17 protein-coding genes are annotated in these 13,503 nt (G+C 38.4%); 15 read left to right on the top strand and 2 right to left on the bottom strand.

Going from position 1 to position 13,503, the window contains the following annotated elements; translation table 11 throughout:
• Positions 1-686 precede the first annotated feature (686 nt).
• Together JCM10991_RS09810 and JCM10991_RS09805 are read left to right on the top strand one after the other, a co-directional pair.
• Positions 687-992, top strand: coding sequence for a hypothetical protein (locus JCM10991_RS09810; RefSeq protein ID WP_025021359.1), 306 nt, complete (start codon positions 687-689; stop codon positions 990-992).
• Positions 982-1,299: a type II toxin-antitoxin system YafQ family toxin gene (locus tag JCM10991_RS09805; protein WP_025021358.1), complete on the top strand. Its 318-nt coding sequence runs from the start codon at positions 982-984 to the stop codon at positions 1,297-1,299. Before JCM10991_RS09810 ends, JCM10991_RS09805 begins: the two co-directional genes overlap by 11 nt.
• A gap of 164 nt (positions 1,300-1,463) precedes the next feature.
• On the opposite strand, the gene JCM10991_RS09800 is transcribed toward JCM10991_RS09805, so the two are convergent.
• Both JCM10991_RS09800 and JCM10991_RS14665 read right to left on the bottom strand, forming a co-directional pair.
• On the bottom strand, positions 1,464-2,612 hold the full coding sequence (locus tag JCM10991_RS09800) for a site-specific integrase (RefSeq protein WP_025021357.1): 1,149 nt from the start codon (positions 2,610-2,612) through the stop codon (positions 1,464-1,466).
• A gap of 288 nt (positions 2,613-2,900) precedes the next feature.
• Positions 2,901-3,512, bottom strand: coding sequence for a helix-turn-helix domain-containing protein (locus JCM10991_RS14665; RefSeq protein ID WP_025021356.1), 612 nt, complete (start codon positions 3,510-3,512; stop codon positions 2,901-2,903).
• A gap of 161 nt (positions 3,513-3,673) precedes the next feature.
• Between JCM10991_RS14665 and JCM10991_RS09790 the strand changes: the two genes are divergently transcribed.
• The 13 genes from JCM10991_RS09790 to JCM10991_RS09725 all read left to right on the top strand — a co-directional run bounded on the left by JCM10991_RS09790 (position 3,674) and on the right by JCM10991_RS09725 (position 13,289).
• Positions 3,674-3,886, top strand: a complete 213-nt coding sequence (locus JCM10991_RS09790) for a helix-turn-helix domain-containing protein (RefSeq protein ID WP_025021355.1) — start codon at positions 3,674-3,676, stop codon at positions 3,884-3,886.
• A 13-nt stretch (positions 3,887-3,899) separates the two neighbouring features.
• A complete protein-coding gene (locus tag JCM10991_RS09785) occupies positions 3,900-4,172 on the top strand; it encodes a MerR family transcriptional regulator (RefSeq protein ID WP_025021354.1) in 273 nt (90 codons plus the stop codon).
• 194 nt (positions 4,173-4,366) lie between these two features.
• Positions 4,367-4,708, top strand: a complete 342-nt coding sequence (locus tag JCM10991_RS09780) for a hypothetical protein (RefSeq protein WP_025021353.1) — start codon at positions 4,367-4,369, stop codon at positions 4,706-4,708.
• Positions 4,709-4,937: 229 nt separating this feature from the next.
• A complete protein-coding gene (locus JCM10991_RS09775) occupies positions 4,938-5,120 on the top strand; it encodes a hypothetical protein (protein WP_025021352.1) in 183 nt (60 codons plus the stop codon).
• Entirely contained in the window at positions 5,120-5,398 is a 279-nt protein-coding gene (locus tag JCM10991_RS09770) for a hypothetical protein (RefSeq protein WP_025021351.1), read from the top strand. Before JCM10991_RS09775 ends, JCM10991_RS09770 begins: the two co-directional genes overlap by 1 nt.
• A gap of 90 nt (positions 5,399-5,488) precedes the next feature.
• The gene (locus JCM10991_RS09765; protein ID WP_025021350.1) at positions 5,489-6,412 is read left to right on the top strand and encodes a primase alpha helix C-terminal domain-containing protein; all 924 of its coding nucleotides are present in this window, start codon (positions 5,489-5,491) and stop codon (positions 6,410-6,412) included.
• Between the two features lie 4 nt (positions 6,413-6,416).
• On the top strand, positions 6,417-6,830 hold the full coding sequence (locus JCM10991_RS14660; RefSeq protein WP_025021349.1) for a hypothetical protein: 414 nt from the start codon (positions 6,417-6,419) through the stop codon (positions 6,828-6,830).
• A gap of 11 nt (positions 6,831-6,841) precedes the next feature.
• Entirely contained in the window at positions 6,842-7,441 is a 600-nt protein-coding gene (locus tag JCM10991_RS14655) for a virulence-associated E family protein (RefSeq protein ID WP_025021348.1), read from the top strand.
• Positions 7,413-7,874 carry a hypothetical protein gene (locus JCM10991_RS14650; RefSeq protein ID WP_025021347.1) on the top strand — a complete coding sequence of 154 codons (462 nt, stop codon included), beginning with the start codon at positions 7,413-7,415 and terminating at the stop codon, positions 7,872-7,874. The genes JCM10991_RS14655 and JCM10991_RS14650 overlap by 29 nt, the downstream gene beginning before the upstream one ends.
• Before the next feature lie 340 nt (positions 7,875-8,214).
• Positions 8,215-8,799: a hypothetical protein gene (locus JCM10991_RS09745; protein ID WP_025021346.1), complete on the top strand. Its 585-nt coding sequence runs from the start codon at positions 8,215-8,217 to the stop codon at positions 8,797-8,799.
• Entirely contained in the window at positions 8,792-9,142 is a 351-nt protein-coding gene (locus JCM10991_RS09740; RefSeq protein WP_025021345.1) for a hypothetical protein, read from the top strand. Before JCM10991_RS09745 ends, JCM10991_RS09740 begins: the two co-directional genes overlap by 8 nt.
• Positions 9,143-10,301: 1,159 nt before the next feature.
• Positions 10,302-10,724: an ArpU family phage packaging/lysis transcriptional regulator gene (locus JCM10991_RS14645; protein ID WP_025021343.1), complete on the top strand. Its 423-nt coding sequence runs from the start codon at positions 10,302-10,304 to the stop codon at positions 10,722-10,724.
• 753 nt (positions 10,725-11,477) lie between these two features.
• Entirely contained in the window at positions 11,478-13,289 is a 1,812-nt protein-coding gene (locus JCM10991_RS09725) for a heavy metal translocating P-type ATPase (protein WP_025021342.1), read from the top strand.
• Positions 13,290-13,503 lie beyond the last annotated feature (214 nt).

Genomic DNA, 13,503 nt, shown 5'->3' with positions numbered 1-13,503 from the left:
AAAGTATTAGAGTTGGACCAAACCTTGCTAGTTTCCGAGCAGAAGTTGAAATTTGGTCAGCTTTATCGTGTGGAAATATTGGAATAGATAGCAATTATCTCGCAATTACTTGCGGGATTTTTTATGTTATTGGTTTCGAGTAACTAGACACAAAAAAGGACTAACTTTCGCTAGTCCCCCACGCTTAAAACTGGTTTATCACGCCAGTTTATTGTACGTTATACATCCTATTCATCATCGTTATTATAACACTAATTAGTGCGTTATTCTATAATTTTCTTTGTACGTTATATGTCTTATCAGCCTAAATTGTACAAGGAAGGAGGAAACTCCTGATGTCAATTTACATCTTATTTATCATTGTGCCTACGGGTACAATCAAAAAAGTACTTAAGAAGTTACTTAAGTTTTGGCTTGAAGACTAATTAAGTACTAAGGTGCTATCTTCGGATGGTGCCTTTTTGATTAATTAAATCTGCCTTGCTTGTTAAGAAGTATCCCCCTACTAAGGTTTTAGACAAAAGATTTATACAATTAAAGTTGAGCAAATGTTGCTAATTTCCGGGCAGAAATTAAAATTTGACCAGCTTTATCGCTTGGAAATTCTTTCAAATTGAAATAGGTTACTTTTTTCAATCAAAGTGGTATCATATAGATATCAAAAACAAGAAAAGAGGTCGATTAATATGGCAACAGTTGCTTCCACAATTCGTCTAGAAGAAGACATGCGAGAAGAATTGGTTAAGAAATTAGCTGCCTCAGGTTTAACCTTGAATGGTTATTTTAATTTAGCAGCTCGACAATTCTTGATTCAAGGTAAAGTTCCGTTTGAAATTAAGACAGAACCTGAAGTCAAAAAAGTTAAGTTTAATGACAAGACAAGGAAAGCAATAATTCGAGCTTATGCAGAAGAAGAAGGTGTTATTCCTGTCACGGCGAAAACTTTTGATAATGCTACTGATGCGATGAAGGAGTTATTTGATGTTGAGTAAGTGGCAAATTCGCTATGACCAGGAATTCATCAATGATGTTAGATACTGGAAAACTCAGGTAAGCAATTTAAGAGAAGAATTGCAGGCAATTACCGAGTATATTTTGGAGTATGGTGAAGTACCCGAAGAATATAATCCGCATCTCTTGGTGGATCCATCCTTACCATATAACGGAAATATGGATTTCCACTTATTTGATGGTAAGTTAGATTTGTTAGTAATATACACTGAAATTGAGAAGAAAAAAATATTTAGATTTATTCGTCTCGGTAGTCACAAACAATTGTTCCATCCGTATGATGAATAAAAAGACTAGAAGTTCCTCTTTGAGTTGTGAGGACAATTAAGTACTAAGGTGCTATCTTCGGATGGTGCCTTTTTGATTAATAAAAAGGTAAGGCCCTTTTAATTGCTTTCATACCACTACTTAAGATGAAATCTTACAAAAAACCTTATCTTAAGTCTTATCTTTTAGTTACTAAAATACATATTTAAGCGATTAATAGCATCAGTTTCCATTTTCTTAGTGGCATGCGCATAGACACCCAAAGTCATACTTATATTAGCATGCCCTAGCCGTTGCTGAACGGTCTTTATACTAGCTCCGCTTTCAATTAATAACGTGGCGTGTGTATGCCTAAAACCATGTAAGGTTATCTTTTTAAAGTCGCTTGGTAGTTTGCGGTAGATTGCTTGTAACTGTTTTTTGGCGGTGGTGATGTACGGGCGCCTCCCCGTCCCATTATCAAAGACGGGCAACGGCTTAGGCAGTGTATTTAAAAGTCCCAAAGCAAAGAGCCTTTTATTTTGGGCTTGTTGTTGGGATGCCAGGGCTTGCATGGTGATTTTATCCATTGCTATTTTGCGCCACCCCGCCTTAGTCTTAGGGCGCTCTATCTTAGGGCCGTTAAGTCCCCTTGATATTGTTTTATCGATAGTTACAGTAGCAGCATTGAAATCTATATCATCCCAGGTTAGGGCCAAAGCCTCACCAATTCTTACACCGCTAAAAGCTAGAAAGCGATAAAGCGGGTATCTCTCCGGTTTATTTTTCTTCACGTATTCCAAAAAATAGGCTAACTCTTCCTTGGTGAAATAATTATCAGTCAATTTTTTCTCCGGCTTTTTAGGCAAAATGACCGCTTGCATAGGTGATTTATTAATATAGCCATTCTTGATAGCATAACTAAAAACCTGATTAGCTAAAGCGGCTATTTGGTCTATTGCGCTAGGTGATTTAATAAACCAGTCATTAATAGCATTTTGGCATTGATAGCCCTTAATAGCCTGTATTTTCAATTTTCCAAACGATTTTAGAATATGGTTATTGAGCCATCCCGCTTGATATTGATAAGTGCTATCTCTGATAGAATGCTTTTTGGCCTCCATGTATTGATCCGCAACCGCCTCAAAAGTTAAATTGTTATTGGTAAGTGGTGAAAGCTCACCGCTTGCTTTTTGTAATTCTAGACGGCTAACCGCAAGACGTGCCTCTTTTTTAGTCTTAAACCCTTGCTTATGGATATATTTTTTCTTGCCGGTAACATCATCAATCCCGGCATAAAAGGCAAACTTGTATTTAGTTTGGCCTTTGGTAGTGTATTCTTTAATTTTTGTCATTATTGTACCTCTCTAAACAGAAGTTGACCCGCTCCGTTTTATAGCTAAGTGGTACGACAAGAAGAACTGATAATTTTAAGTTGCACCCAAAAGCAAAAAAGTTGCACCCAAAGAAAACCTAAGGTTGCAAGGTGTTTACTGAAAAATACTGGACTTTCCAAGGTTGCTAACATCCCTAGCTTAAGACACTGAACTGAAAATTAAGCCCTGTTAGGTAGCTAAGAATTGCTCAGGTTTTTTGAGGTTGGCTAATGTTGGCATAAATCTTAGTCGGTGGGATGGTTATCTTTAAAAAAGCCCCGACTCCTTATTTAAGGTGTTTATAAGCGCAGCAAGAAGTCCTTGTAATGTGATTTTTAACTTTATTTTTTCATTTTCTAGCATATCATTGTTAACCTTGTGATGATAATTATTAAAAGCATTCAAAAGTGCACCTTCCAATTTTAGAAGTTTTTCATAATCGCCAGTGTCCTTTAAAGGGGTGTCTTTCGCCTCATAGAAATACACGATACTAGAATAACTATTTAAAAAAGTCTGAATATTTTCCCCTATTAATTCCTTAGTTGATTTTGGTATTTTCTCATTGAAATTTTTATCATCCCAATCAGACCAAGTTGCTATTAATTTATCGAATAGTTCTATGTTTCCAAGGTTTGAAGTTATTTTCCCCGCCTCTAAAAAATCATCATTCCTGGGGTCCGAATAGCTTTCATCGACATACCCCAATACGTACGCTATTGACTTCCCAAAGTAGTTAGCTATTTTATGCGCAATATCATAACTAGGAGCCCTGCCTCTTTCATAATTACTTAGAGCAGCTTGTGTGATACCTATTATTTGAGCAAGTTCTTTTTGTGTAATTCCTTTTTTCTTCCGCAATTCTTTTATTCTATTTTCCATTAAAATCACCTCTTTTTTATAAAGAATAACACTAGAGATTGATAAATTCCATAAAAAAATAAAACAAAACGTTATTTTTTTCTTGAAATAATATTACAATCGTTATATTATTTAATTGCAATCGGAAAATATAACGATTGTAATTTTTAGGAGGTGATCACATGCAAAAAAGAGAGCTTACGGCATCCCAAGTTAAGCTATTGAAACGCTTAAGAGGTGAAAATAACCTAACAATAGCGGCACTTGCGAGAGAGCTTAAAATCAGTCGTTTTACACTTTATCCAATCATCAAGGGCGAAAAGTTGAAAGTACAAAATTCAACTTTTAACAAAATTAACGATTGGATAATTGAAAAATGCGAGAAAGAAATTTAGAGGTGATGAAATAATGCCATTGGAAGTTACATTATCCGAACAACAAGACCAAGCTTTACGCGGCTACCTTGCAACCCTGGTACGTGATGAAATTGACCGGGTGCGGGATGATGAAAAGCTTAATATGCTTGTTTACACTAGAAAAAACCTAGCAAAGGCTTGCGGTATCTCACCGGCGACCGTTGATAAATGGCAGAAATTAGGTCTTAAGGTAGCGTACGTAGGAAACACGCCTTATTACACCGCAGACGCCGTTAAATCGTTTTTTAGAGAAAGAACAATATGAACATACAAAAAAGCCTTGCCGATTTTGAAAGCAAGACAAGGCAGTGAATAGAAAGAGATAAAGCACAAAAACAGAAAAGCATTGACCCGCTCCGTTTTGTGGCTAAGTAAATTATAACAAATTTTGGGTGGTGATTAAAGCTTACCAGGGATAGCATCCCCCCAATTATTCAAAATTAGAAAGGAAGTGATTATATGGCTGAAAAGAATGGCTTTACAGTCCGAGAACTAGAATTCATGGGGCTGATACCTTATGGAAGTAAAAACGCCAAAAAACGGGCTGATTTGGCCCGATTGATTGGGTTAAACCCGTTAAATAGGAACGATATACGGGACTTAGACAGGCTTACTGAAAGTTGCCGAAAGAAAGGCGCTCCGATATGTGCATCTAAGCGGCAACCGTACGGCTTATATTTCCCCTCTGACAACTCCGAGAGAATACAAGCGACCGCTCATTTAAGAGCTGAGGCATCAAAATACATGCGACTGATTAAGACGCTAGAAATGGCGCCTTTACCAACAGAAATAGGAAAATAGAGGTTTTAGCTGATTTTGAAAATCACCAATGAACCAAAAATAACCTTGAGTATCGACAAATACCCAAGGCCTACTAAGAAGTATCTCAGTAACTAATACATATCTAACAGTTATTAGTATACTGAGATACCTCTTAAATTACAATGTAACTTTATGAATGTGAGCCTTATTTTTTCCCATAATGGAGAAAGAGGCGGGTTTGTGGCGGGAACTGAAAGAGGTAATTTTTATGTACTTAACTAAAGCTGAAATTATAACAATCGTAGCCGGAGTGATTTCAATGGCTTTTTACTTAAGCGATCATCCATTGAAAAGCGTGGCTTGCTATGCAGTAGCCGCATTTTTCTTCCTGGGACAAGCCACTTATGAGGCAGTAACCGGGCGCTATTTTGAAAAGAGAGGTACTAAGTAATGAACGATGATTTTAAATTAATTGCTGCTGATAAAGGTGCAAGGTGGGCTATATGCACCACCCCCGAAAGCCTAACCCTAGGAAAAAAAGTTTACAACCTGCTTAAAAATCGCAAGCAAAACGCTATTTTATCAACCGGTAACCTAACCGGTAGTCTAAAACCCGGTTTTATCATTGATTTAAAAATCATCGCCGAAGAAAACAACAATGAAAAAATGGAGATATCGCTTACTAAGTTTTTAGAGAAACATCGAGACTACTTGAAAGAAGATGAATAGCATGGATAAAACAAGCAAGCATCTCCTAAAATTAGGCATCATTCAACTAAAATCATCCCTAGAATTTAGAGAAAATAAGGGGCGTTGGTGATGCTATATGTACAAAGAGGTTACAGTAACAAGGTGATGCAAGCCGTTCCTGGAACGCTCAAAGACTACCTTGCAAGGTATAACATCCCGACCTTTTCAGTTTCCGCTGACAACGTGAAAGACCTAAAGAGGGAACTTGATTATGCTTATAGCGGGATGCTTACAGACAATAGGCGAAGTAACGACACCATCCAAAGCAGGGATATTCTAGCGCTAGACCTTGATAATATTAACCCAAGCATAAATACACCCGACAAGCTTTTAAATAGGCTGACAGAACTATTAGACGCCTTAGAATTTATCCTATACCCAACAATTAAGAACGGTTTGAAGGGATATGGGCTTAGGTATCGTTTGTTGATTGAAACACCGCCGTTACTTCCCGATACGTATATTTTGGTTGCCAAGGGGTTTATCTATGGTCTTATTGATAAACAGATTTTAACAAGTAACTGGGATGAAAGTACGACCCGACCGGCGCAGCTTTTTTCACTACCAGTTAGAAATCAGTTTACCCAAGGCGAAGTAATCACCTATCACCAAGGCGCCAAATTAACCGCTGATGCTATTAAAGAGAGCCTACCTAGCTTTAAAGCTCTTATATCCAAGTATGAGGATGAAACAGACTTCAACCATCCCCCTACTAATTATGTGAAAAGGAACACTGACCCGACAAAAGGCGCTTACTGGCTTAGTGAGATAACCCAAGGCATTGGAGAGGGCCGCAGAAATAACACCATGTATAATTTTGCCTGGTATTGGTTGGTGTGTGGTATGGCTGATTTAGGCGCCTTACCTGGCTTGTATGATTTTCTAATGACGATTAACCAAGCGTACTTCACTCCGCCCCTATCTGATGCAGAGATTAACCATATTTTTAAATCCGCCATTAAAGGCTATGAACGTGTGAAAGAAAGAGGATGATGCAATGAGACAACCAAGCGCAGAAATGCAAAAATTTATTAATAAACACAACGGCGACCCAATGAATATTAAGAAACACAAGCAAGCAACTAAGTCTAAAGCGATTGTACCGACTGAGGCATTTAACCTCCCGACCTGGTTTGAGGATGGTGTTTTTACCAAGGGCGCAGTGAATAAAAAAGGCGTCCGGAGCCTCAGAGGCGTGAGCGAGTCAAGTATTAAGAATATCATTCTTATTCTAAAGAATGACCCTAAGGCTCCGAAACCATTTTATGACGAGTTTTCAGAGTTGCTTATGTATGCTGATGATAAAGCAGATACATCCCATGGGACAAGCCAAATAGCAATATCCTTAAGTATTACATTGAAAGTAATTTTGACTATACCCCGACCCCGTCAACCGTTGATATTGGTTTGAGAGCCTATGCGATGCAGTATAACACCCGCAACCTAGTTAAAGAGCGTGTGGAAACTGTAGCATGGGATGGCATCCCCAGGATTGAAAGCTTGTTTGTTGATTTTCTAGGCGCTCCCAACTCCCATTACACCAAAGAAATTACTAAGCGTTGGTTTACTGGGATGATTAAGCGAGTGTATGAGCCAGGTTGTAAGTTTGAGTTAGTCCCGGTTTTGTACGGTGGCCAAGGCATTGGCAAAAGTGATTTAGTAAGCTCCATTTTCCCTAATTCTTTTGTGGATAACTTAGGATCTATGAAAGATAAAGACGATTTGCTAAAGCTTAATAGCAAAATGGTTGCTGAGATAAGCGAGTTAAAGGCGTTCAATGCATCTAGCACAGACGAGATAAAAAACTTCATTAGCAGCCGCAACGACAACTACCGCTCCCCCTATGGCGAAACTACAAAAGACCATGCAAGAAAGACGGTATTTATTGGAACGACCAACAAGCCTACTTTCCTAAAGGATGATACCGGAGAACGGCGCTTTTATCCAATTTGGTGCAATGGGGATGCAGCAACTAAAAATCCGCATAAAGTGGATGATAGTTACATGTTACAAGCTAGCTGAGGCTAAAGCACTGTATACGGCGGGATATAAGCACTATATCGATATCAAAGAGGATAGCGAGTTAGTCGAAATAGCCAAAGAAGAACAAGAACGGGCCAAGGAAAAATCGATGGTAGATGATGAAATTGAACAATACCTAGAAAGCACCACGCCTCCCGACTATGAAGAAAAATACTTCAAGTTGTCGCTTGATGACAAGCGCAGTATCTATGAACAATCTATGAGCGAGGCGCCCGCCGTTTGGATTAAAATTCCTTACGTTACTACCAAAGATATTTGGGCAGTAGGATTAAAGCAAGACCCCGATAAAATGACGATTAGGGGCAAAAACTCCGACTCAAAAGCGATTAATGACCGGATGTTTGCTAAGGATGGTTGGGCATTCGTTGAACGACTAAGGGGCAAAAAAAGCCATGGATATATTAGAAAATAATATTTTGCCCCAATAACGCCCCAATAAAACAGGTTATTGGGGCAAGGTTAAACCCTTGATATAACAATGTTTGCCCCAATATCCCTAATATCCCTAATAAAAAGAGTTATTTATATATTTTAGTAAAAAGGTAGTAAGTAATAGTAATAATATATGGGAGTGTGTGTTTTATTGGGGCAATTCGGGCAATTCGGGCAAAGCCTTATATATCAAGGGATAAACGCCCGCCCTAATAAATGATTTATTGGGGCAATTCGGGCAGAATATAAAAATTACTGAAAAAAACGATATGAGAATGAGCCTATCAAGGCGGGACAGTGGCGGGTATCGAGGTAGAAACATGAAAAGATATGAACAATTAGCAATTAAAGCAACTAAAGCGGCGCGAGCATCCTCCGACTTTTGGGGGTGGGAAGATTTGGCCTATTTGGCTAAAGAGATGATTAAAACAACCAACGACTTGTTATATAACACTAAAACCATTTACAGTTACTCGTTGCAAGTAAATCTATTGAATAAAAGTATTATAGATGATGGCACAATCTTTATACTTGATGACGAGGATGCCCAAAAGATTAATAGCCTATATGACCTTAGAATGCTAGTACTATCTAAGATGCCAAAAATGGGATTAAAACCGACCAAAGATTTTTACGACCTAAGATTTTACGAAAGCCATGGTGTAAAGATGGTTGGTGATAGCCTAACTATCAAAATGGCCAAGAAAATAGATAAACTAGAATGTGATATAAACAACCTCAAAAGGGAAAATATTGAGCTTAAGAAACTCCGAGACATTTATTATAACGCCGTTGGTAAACTACTTAAGAAAGCAACCCCCAGCGACATTTACAAGCTTGGATGGTCTGCTACCGACTTTATAAAGGTCAAGAAAGCATTTAGCGAGGTGATCAGTAATGCATGATGAACTTTATATACCTAACCAGGTTTTAAACGATGAACGATTAAGCGCAGACGCTAAAGTTATGTACGGCATGCTACTACTGGAAACATCCCCGCTTGTAATCGTTGATAGGAGCCTTGAAAAGCGTTTGGGTACAGATAGAGCCGAGTTATTAAAGAACGCCTTAGAGCTTGTAAATCATGGTTATTTGGGGATGCATGCAAGCATCACTAACCGAGGGTATCAGATAAACGTATATAGCCTTGAAGTGTTAGATGATAACCATATTAAAAAAGCTAGAAAGATGATACCCAAGCAAGTACACCATCATTCTAGCAACGACAACCAATTAACTTTATTTTAGATTAAAGCCCCTTAGAATAACGCTAAGGGGTCTTTTAGTGTGAGTAGGGGCAGATTTGCCAGGTACTAAAAATGCTAAGGTTTGCTAACATTTTCAGACCTAGCTTAGATTTACCAAGGTTAAATGACACTATGGCAATTAGAAAAAATAAGCCTTGGTTACATAGCCGATTTTTCGACCGCCAAAGGCTAAGTACAATACTGAAAAAAATTAAAGAATATAATTATTATACCAAGTTACAGAAAGGACTAAAAGTCATGTACTCCCATAAAATAGATAAACGACTGACCCAAGAAGTAATAACCGAGTTGATGGACGTTAATAAAATATTAAGCATATAAAGCTGACCTTAGATTATAATCTAGGGTCTTTTTTAAACAGGTCTTTTTAACGGGCCTATTTTTTATCCGAGGTCAATTTAATTTACCATGACACCCCGGAAAAAATTACAGGGGCTATAACATAACATCCTTAGAACGGGCTTTCACTTTTAAGCGCATAGAATTGTAAAAATTATTTTAGTAGCTTAAAACGGTATGTTTTACCACGATAATTCAACCGTGATAGAATTTTAAATAAGGAACGGTATAAATACCCGAAAAGGTTAAAAACGCTTAGAACGTAAAATACGAGGTTATAACACCCTAGGTTAAATCTAGACCAAGGACACTATAACTACAAATACTACTTCAAAACCTGGTTAGTGGGATGATGGACGACCTGAGCAGAACTTAGACCGCAATGTAGCTAACATCCCCCGCCCCTATTTTGAGATTGAGAAGAGCGCACGTTGCTCTAATCTTGTGTCAGAGAGCAATTTTTAAAATTTTTAGGTGGGGGGGGCTACTATCGATATTTGTGGCGATGGCTAAAAGTGGTAGCGGGAATTTCCGCCGCCAAACACCCCCCTCACGTGAGAATTTTTGTGTTTTTTTGTGGAAGTTAAGCCCTTCCCACCGGTCTCCAGGCTGTCGGAATTGACCTCTTTTAGCCCGGGGGGTAGAAGAAAACTATACAAAACGCTACAAAACCGTCCTTTTATTTTCTCCATAACTGGAAAATTTCCGCAGAAAAAAAGCCCAAATACGACTGAAGAATAGCCGCGTTTGAGTTATATCCTAATCCTGCCAAAAGTGGCAGAAATTGCAGAGGTGTAAAAATGATTTTTGATGAGGTAGACCAAAAAAAGACCGCTGATAAAGTTGATACTTTTTTCAAAAAAGATTATGAACGACTGAAAGTAATGGCTAGTGTTAGCATAGGATCTTCTAGTTACGGTGAAAGAGTATCAGAAAGCAAGTTGAACGGACAAGAAGAAAGATACACCCGCAAAGCATGGGCTAGTCAGATTGTAGAAGCAGTGCAAACGGCTATTAATTCTTGTGATGAAAGGTGTAAAAACTTGTTAGAACTAAGGTATTTAAAGAATTATGCAGTGTGGCAAGTAGCTCAAAATATAGGATATTCCGACAGTATGTATCACCAGTTAAGAAGAAAGGCTTGTAATCAGTTTGCTGACGCTTTCGAGGTAGTAGCCGAGCCGTTGCTAGGGGATGATAGCGACTTACATGTTTATAAGTGAAATAAAACCGCCTTTTTATTTTTCCCATAGTCGGACAACTTCCGCAACAAGCCAGGCTCTGAAAGCTGATGCCGAGATGCGCACTGTAAAGCCGTTTAACTCTATAAACATTGGCGATTGGTTACACCCAACTCCTGGGGATACTTGTATTAAGGCCTAATTTGGCCCTCTATGGACTGGATACGACATAAACAAAAAACCAGGCCAAAAATGGACTGGTTAGTTTGTCATATCAATTAGCTATAAAACGGATAAGGTCTTATCTTAAGTCTTATCTTTTTTCTTATCTCATATTGGGTAATCAGAATTAATTACATGATAGGATGCCTGTTTTAAGGCACTTTTTAACCCGTAAAAGTACCATATAAAAGCGGTGTTTAATTGATTAATCAAATCTGCCTTGCTTGTTAAGAAGTATCCCCCTACTAAGGTTTTAGACAAAAGATTTATACAGTTAAAGTTGAGCAAACGCTACTAGTTTCCGGACAGAAATTAAAATTTGACCAGCTTTATCGCTTGGAAATATTGGAATGAGTGGCAATTATCTCGCATTTATTTACAAGATTTTCTCTCCTATATTAATATCTTTGATTAGCTAAATACAAACAAGGACTAACCTTCACTAGTCACCACGCCATTCTTACTAAAAAGGTTACTTTTCCCTTAAAAAATCAATCTTTTGTGAAAACGGAAACATTCTTATCTAGATTAGGTTATAATAGAAGTAAAGAGAAATGTAAGGATGTGATTTTTATGTCGAAGTTAAGTCACAAACAAAGTTTAATCATCATTCTCGCAATTGCTTTAGTTGCTATTATTTTGCAATTTGTTCTCGGACATGCCTTGTGGGCGCAAATTCTGGTCACCTTGGTCGGAGCCTATCTAGCTTGTGTTATGTTCTTGGAAATGATTCATACTTTAAAATCTGGAAAATATGGCGTTGACCTCTTGGCAATTTTAGCGGTTGTCTCAACCCTATCCGTCAGCGAATACTGGGCGGCCATGGTTATTTTAGTTATGTTAATTGGAGGAGATGCTCTCGAAGATTACGCTGCTAAAAAAGCCAACACTGAGTTAAAGGCCCTGCTTGACAATTCCCCCCAACTAGCTCACCGTTTACTTGCGGGAAAAACAGAAGATATTGATGTCGAGCAAGTACAAATTGGTGATCAATTGCTAGTTAAACCTGGAGAATTGGTACCAGTTGACGGTTTTATCATTAAAGGAACTAGTAATTTTGATGAGTCGTCCTTAACGGGAGAATCTTTACCACAAGAAAAAGGCTTTAATGATAATCTCATGTCCGGGGCAGTTAATGGCGAAAATGCTATTACCATGCAGGCTAGCCAAATCGCCGCCAATAGTAAGTACCAGCAGTTAATCAAATTAGTTAAAAAAGCTGAAGAAACTCCCGCTCATTTTGTCCGGATGGCTGACCGGTATGCAGTACCATTTACCATAATTGCTGTCGGAATCGCCTTTGCAGCCGCTTTAATCGCGAGAAGCCCACAACGCTTTGCTGAAGTCCTCGTAGTTGCGTCGCCTTGCCCCTTGATTTTAGCAGCTCCTGTCGCCTTAGTCTCCGGAATGAGTCGTGCTTCACGTAACGGGATAGTTGTAAAAACTGGAGATATGCTCGAAAAGATGTCTACTGCTAAAACCGTCGCCTTCGACAAAACGGGAACTATTACTAATGGGCATTTAACTGTAGCAGCGATTCAACCTCAAGGCGATATTAGTCAAAAAGAACTATTACAATTAGCTGCGAGTGTCGAGCAGGAATCAACCCATGTTTTAGCCCGCTCCTTAGTCGCCTATGCCAAAAAACAAGGAATTGAACTTCAAACGGTTAATAATTCTAAAGAAATCACCGCTAACGGGGTTCAAGCCCAGCTTGCTAATCACCTAATTAAAGTGGGGAAAAAGAAGTTTGTGGTCCAAGACCTCAAGTTACCCGGAAGTGAGAATACTGCCATTTATGTCAGTTCAGATGACCATTATCTCGGTTATATTACCTTTAGTGATCACCTCCGACCAGAAGCAGCTCACACTATGACTGTTTTACAAAAATACGGGATCACCAAGCTTATGATGCTCTCTGGTGACCAAAAAGCAACAGCTGAACAAGTTGCGACTAAAGTTGGGATTACAGATGTACGTGCGGAACTTTTACCAAAAGATAAGATTACGGCTCTCAAGGCCTTAGCTCCAGAAAATAAACCGGTCATTATGGTTGGTGATGGGGTCAACGATGCCCCCAGTCTCGCCACAGCAGATGTCGGAATTGCCATGGGTGCTCATGGCTCTTCTGCTGCCAGTGAATCAGCCGATGTTGTTATTCTGAAAGACGACCTCGCTAAAGTAGCTAAAGCCGTGATTATTTCTCAAGACACCATTCGCATTGCTAAGCAATCCGTCTTGATTGGAATTGTTATCTGTACTATTTTGATGGTAATTGCCTCCTTTGGGATTATTCCAGCTTTTGTAGGAGCAATGTTCCAAGAAGTAATTGATACCGTCTCAATTTTATGGGCTCTTAAAGCTCGCTATTCTAAAGAAAATTAAATTCAAATTCTAAGCAATAACTTTGTCGCAATTTTAGCAACAAAAGTTTATTTTTTAGTTTCTCAAATTGAAAAGTTACCTTTCCCATACTATACTTCGGAGCAAATTGTTTATAGATATCTTTCGATTATACATATAATCATACGTGACTTTATACATATTTTTATATGTATTATAACAAATAATATTATACGTATATTTATATGTATACATA

Origin of the sequence: Ligilactobacillus equi DSM 15833 = JCM 10991 (assembly GCF_000615765.1) — a bacterium.
Lineage (GTDB): Bacteria > Bacillota > Bacilli > Lactobacillales > Lactobacillaceae > Ligilactobacillus > Ligilactobacillus equi.
This window is presented reverse-complemented; position numbering and strand designations above follow the sequence as displayed.

Bases quoted from the DNA above. Each gene is read 5' to 3' on its own strand.
- JCM10991_RS09810 (WP_025021359.1), top strand. From the start codon at position 687: ATGGCAACAGTTGCTTCCACAATTCGTCTAGAAGAAGACATGCGAGAA.
- JCM10991_RS09805 (WP_025021358.1), top strand. From the start codon at position 982: ATGTTGAGTAAGTGGCAAATTCGCTATGACCAGGAATTCATCAATGAT.
- JCM10991_RS09800 (WP_025021357.1), bottom strand. From the start codon at position 2,612: ATGACAAAAATTAAAGAATACACTACCAAAGGCCAAACTAAATACAAG.
- JCM10991_RS14665 (WP_025021356.1), bottom strand. From the start codon at position 3,512: ATGGAAAATAGAATAAAAGAATTGCGGAAGAAAAAAGGAATTACACAA.
- JCM10991_RS09790 (WP_025021355.1), top strand. From the start codon at position 3,674: ATGCAAAAAAGAGAGCTTACGGCATCCCAAGTTAAGCTATTGAAACGC.
- JCM10991_RS09785 (WP_025021354.1), top strand. From the start codon at position 3,900: ATGCCATTGGAAGTTACATTATCCGAACAACAAGACCAAGCTTTACGC.
- JCM10991_RS09780 (WP_025021353.1), top strand. From the start codon at position 4,367: ATGGCTGAAAAGAATGGCTTTACAGTCCGAGAACTAGAATTCATGGGG.
- JCM10991_RS09775 (WP_025021352.1), top strand. From the start codon at position 4,938: ATGTACTTAACTAAAGCTGAAATTATAACAATCGTAGCCGGAGTGATT.
- JCM10991_RS09770 (WP_025021351.1), top strand. From the start codon at position 5,120: ATGAACGATGATTTTAAATTAATTGCTGCTGATAAAGGTGCAAGGTGG.
- JCM10991_RS09765 (WP_025021350.1), top strand. From the start codon at position 5,489: ATGCTATATGTACAAAGAGGTTACAGTAACAAGGTGATGCAAGCCGTT.
- JCM10991_RS14660 (WP_025021349.1), top strand. From the start codon at position 6,417: ATGAGACAACCAAGCGCAGAAATGCAAAAATTTATTAATAAACACAAC.
- JCM10991_RS14655 (WP_025021348.1), top strand. From the start codon at position 6,842: ATGCAGTATAACACCCGCAACCTAGTTAAAGAGCGTGTGGAAACTGTA.
- JCM10991_RS14650 (WP_025021347.1), top strand. From the start codon at position 7,413: ATGATAGTTACATGTTACAAGCTAGCTGAGGCTAAAGCACTGTATACG.
- JCM10991_RS09745 (WP_025021346.1), top strand. From the start codon at position 8,215: ATGAAAAGATATGAACAATTAGCAATTAAAGCAACTAAAGCGGCGCGA.
- JCM10991_RS09740 (WP_025021345.1), top strand. From the start codon at position 8,792: ATGCATGATGAACTTTATATACCTAACCAGGTTTTAAACGATGAACGA.
- JCM10991_RS14645 (WP_025021343.1), top strand. From the start codon at position 10,302: ATGATTTTTGATGAGGTAGACCAAAAAAAGACCGCTGATAAAGTTGAT.
- JCM10991_RS09725 (WP_025021342.1), top strand. From the start codon at position 11,478: ATGTCGAAGTTAAGTCACAAACAAAGTTTAATCATCATTCTCGCAATT.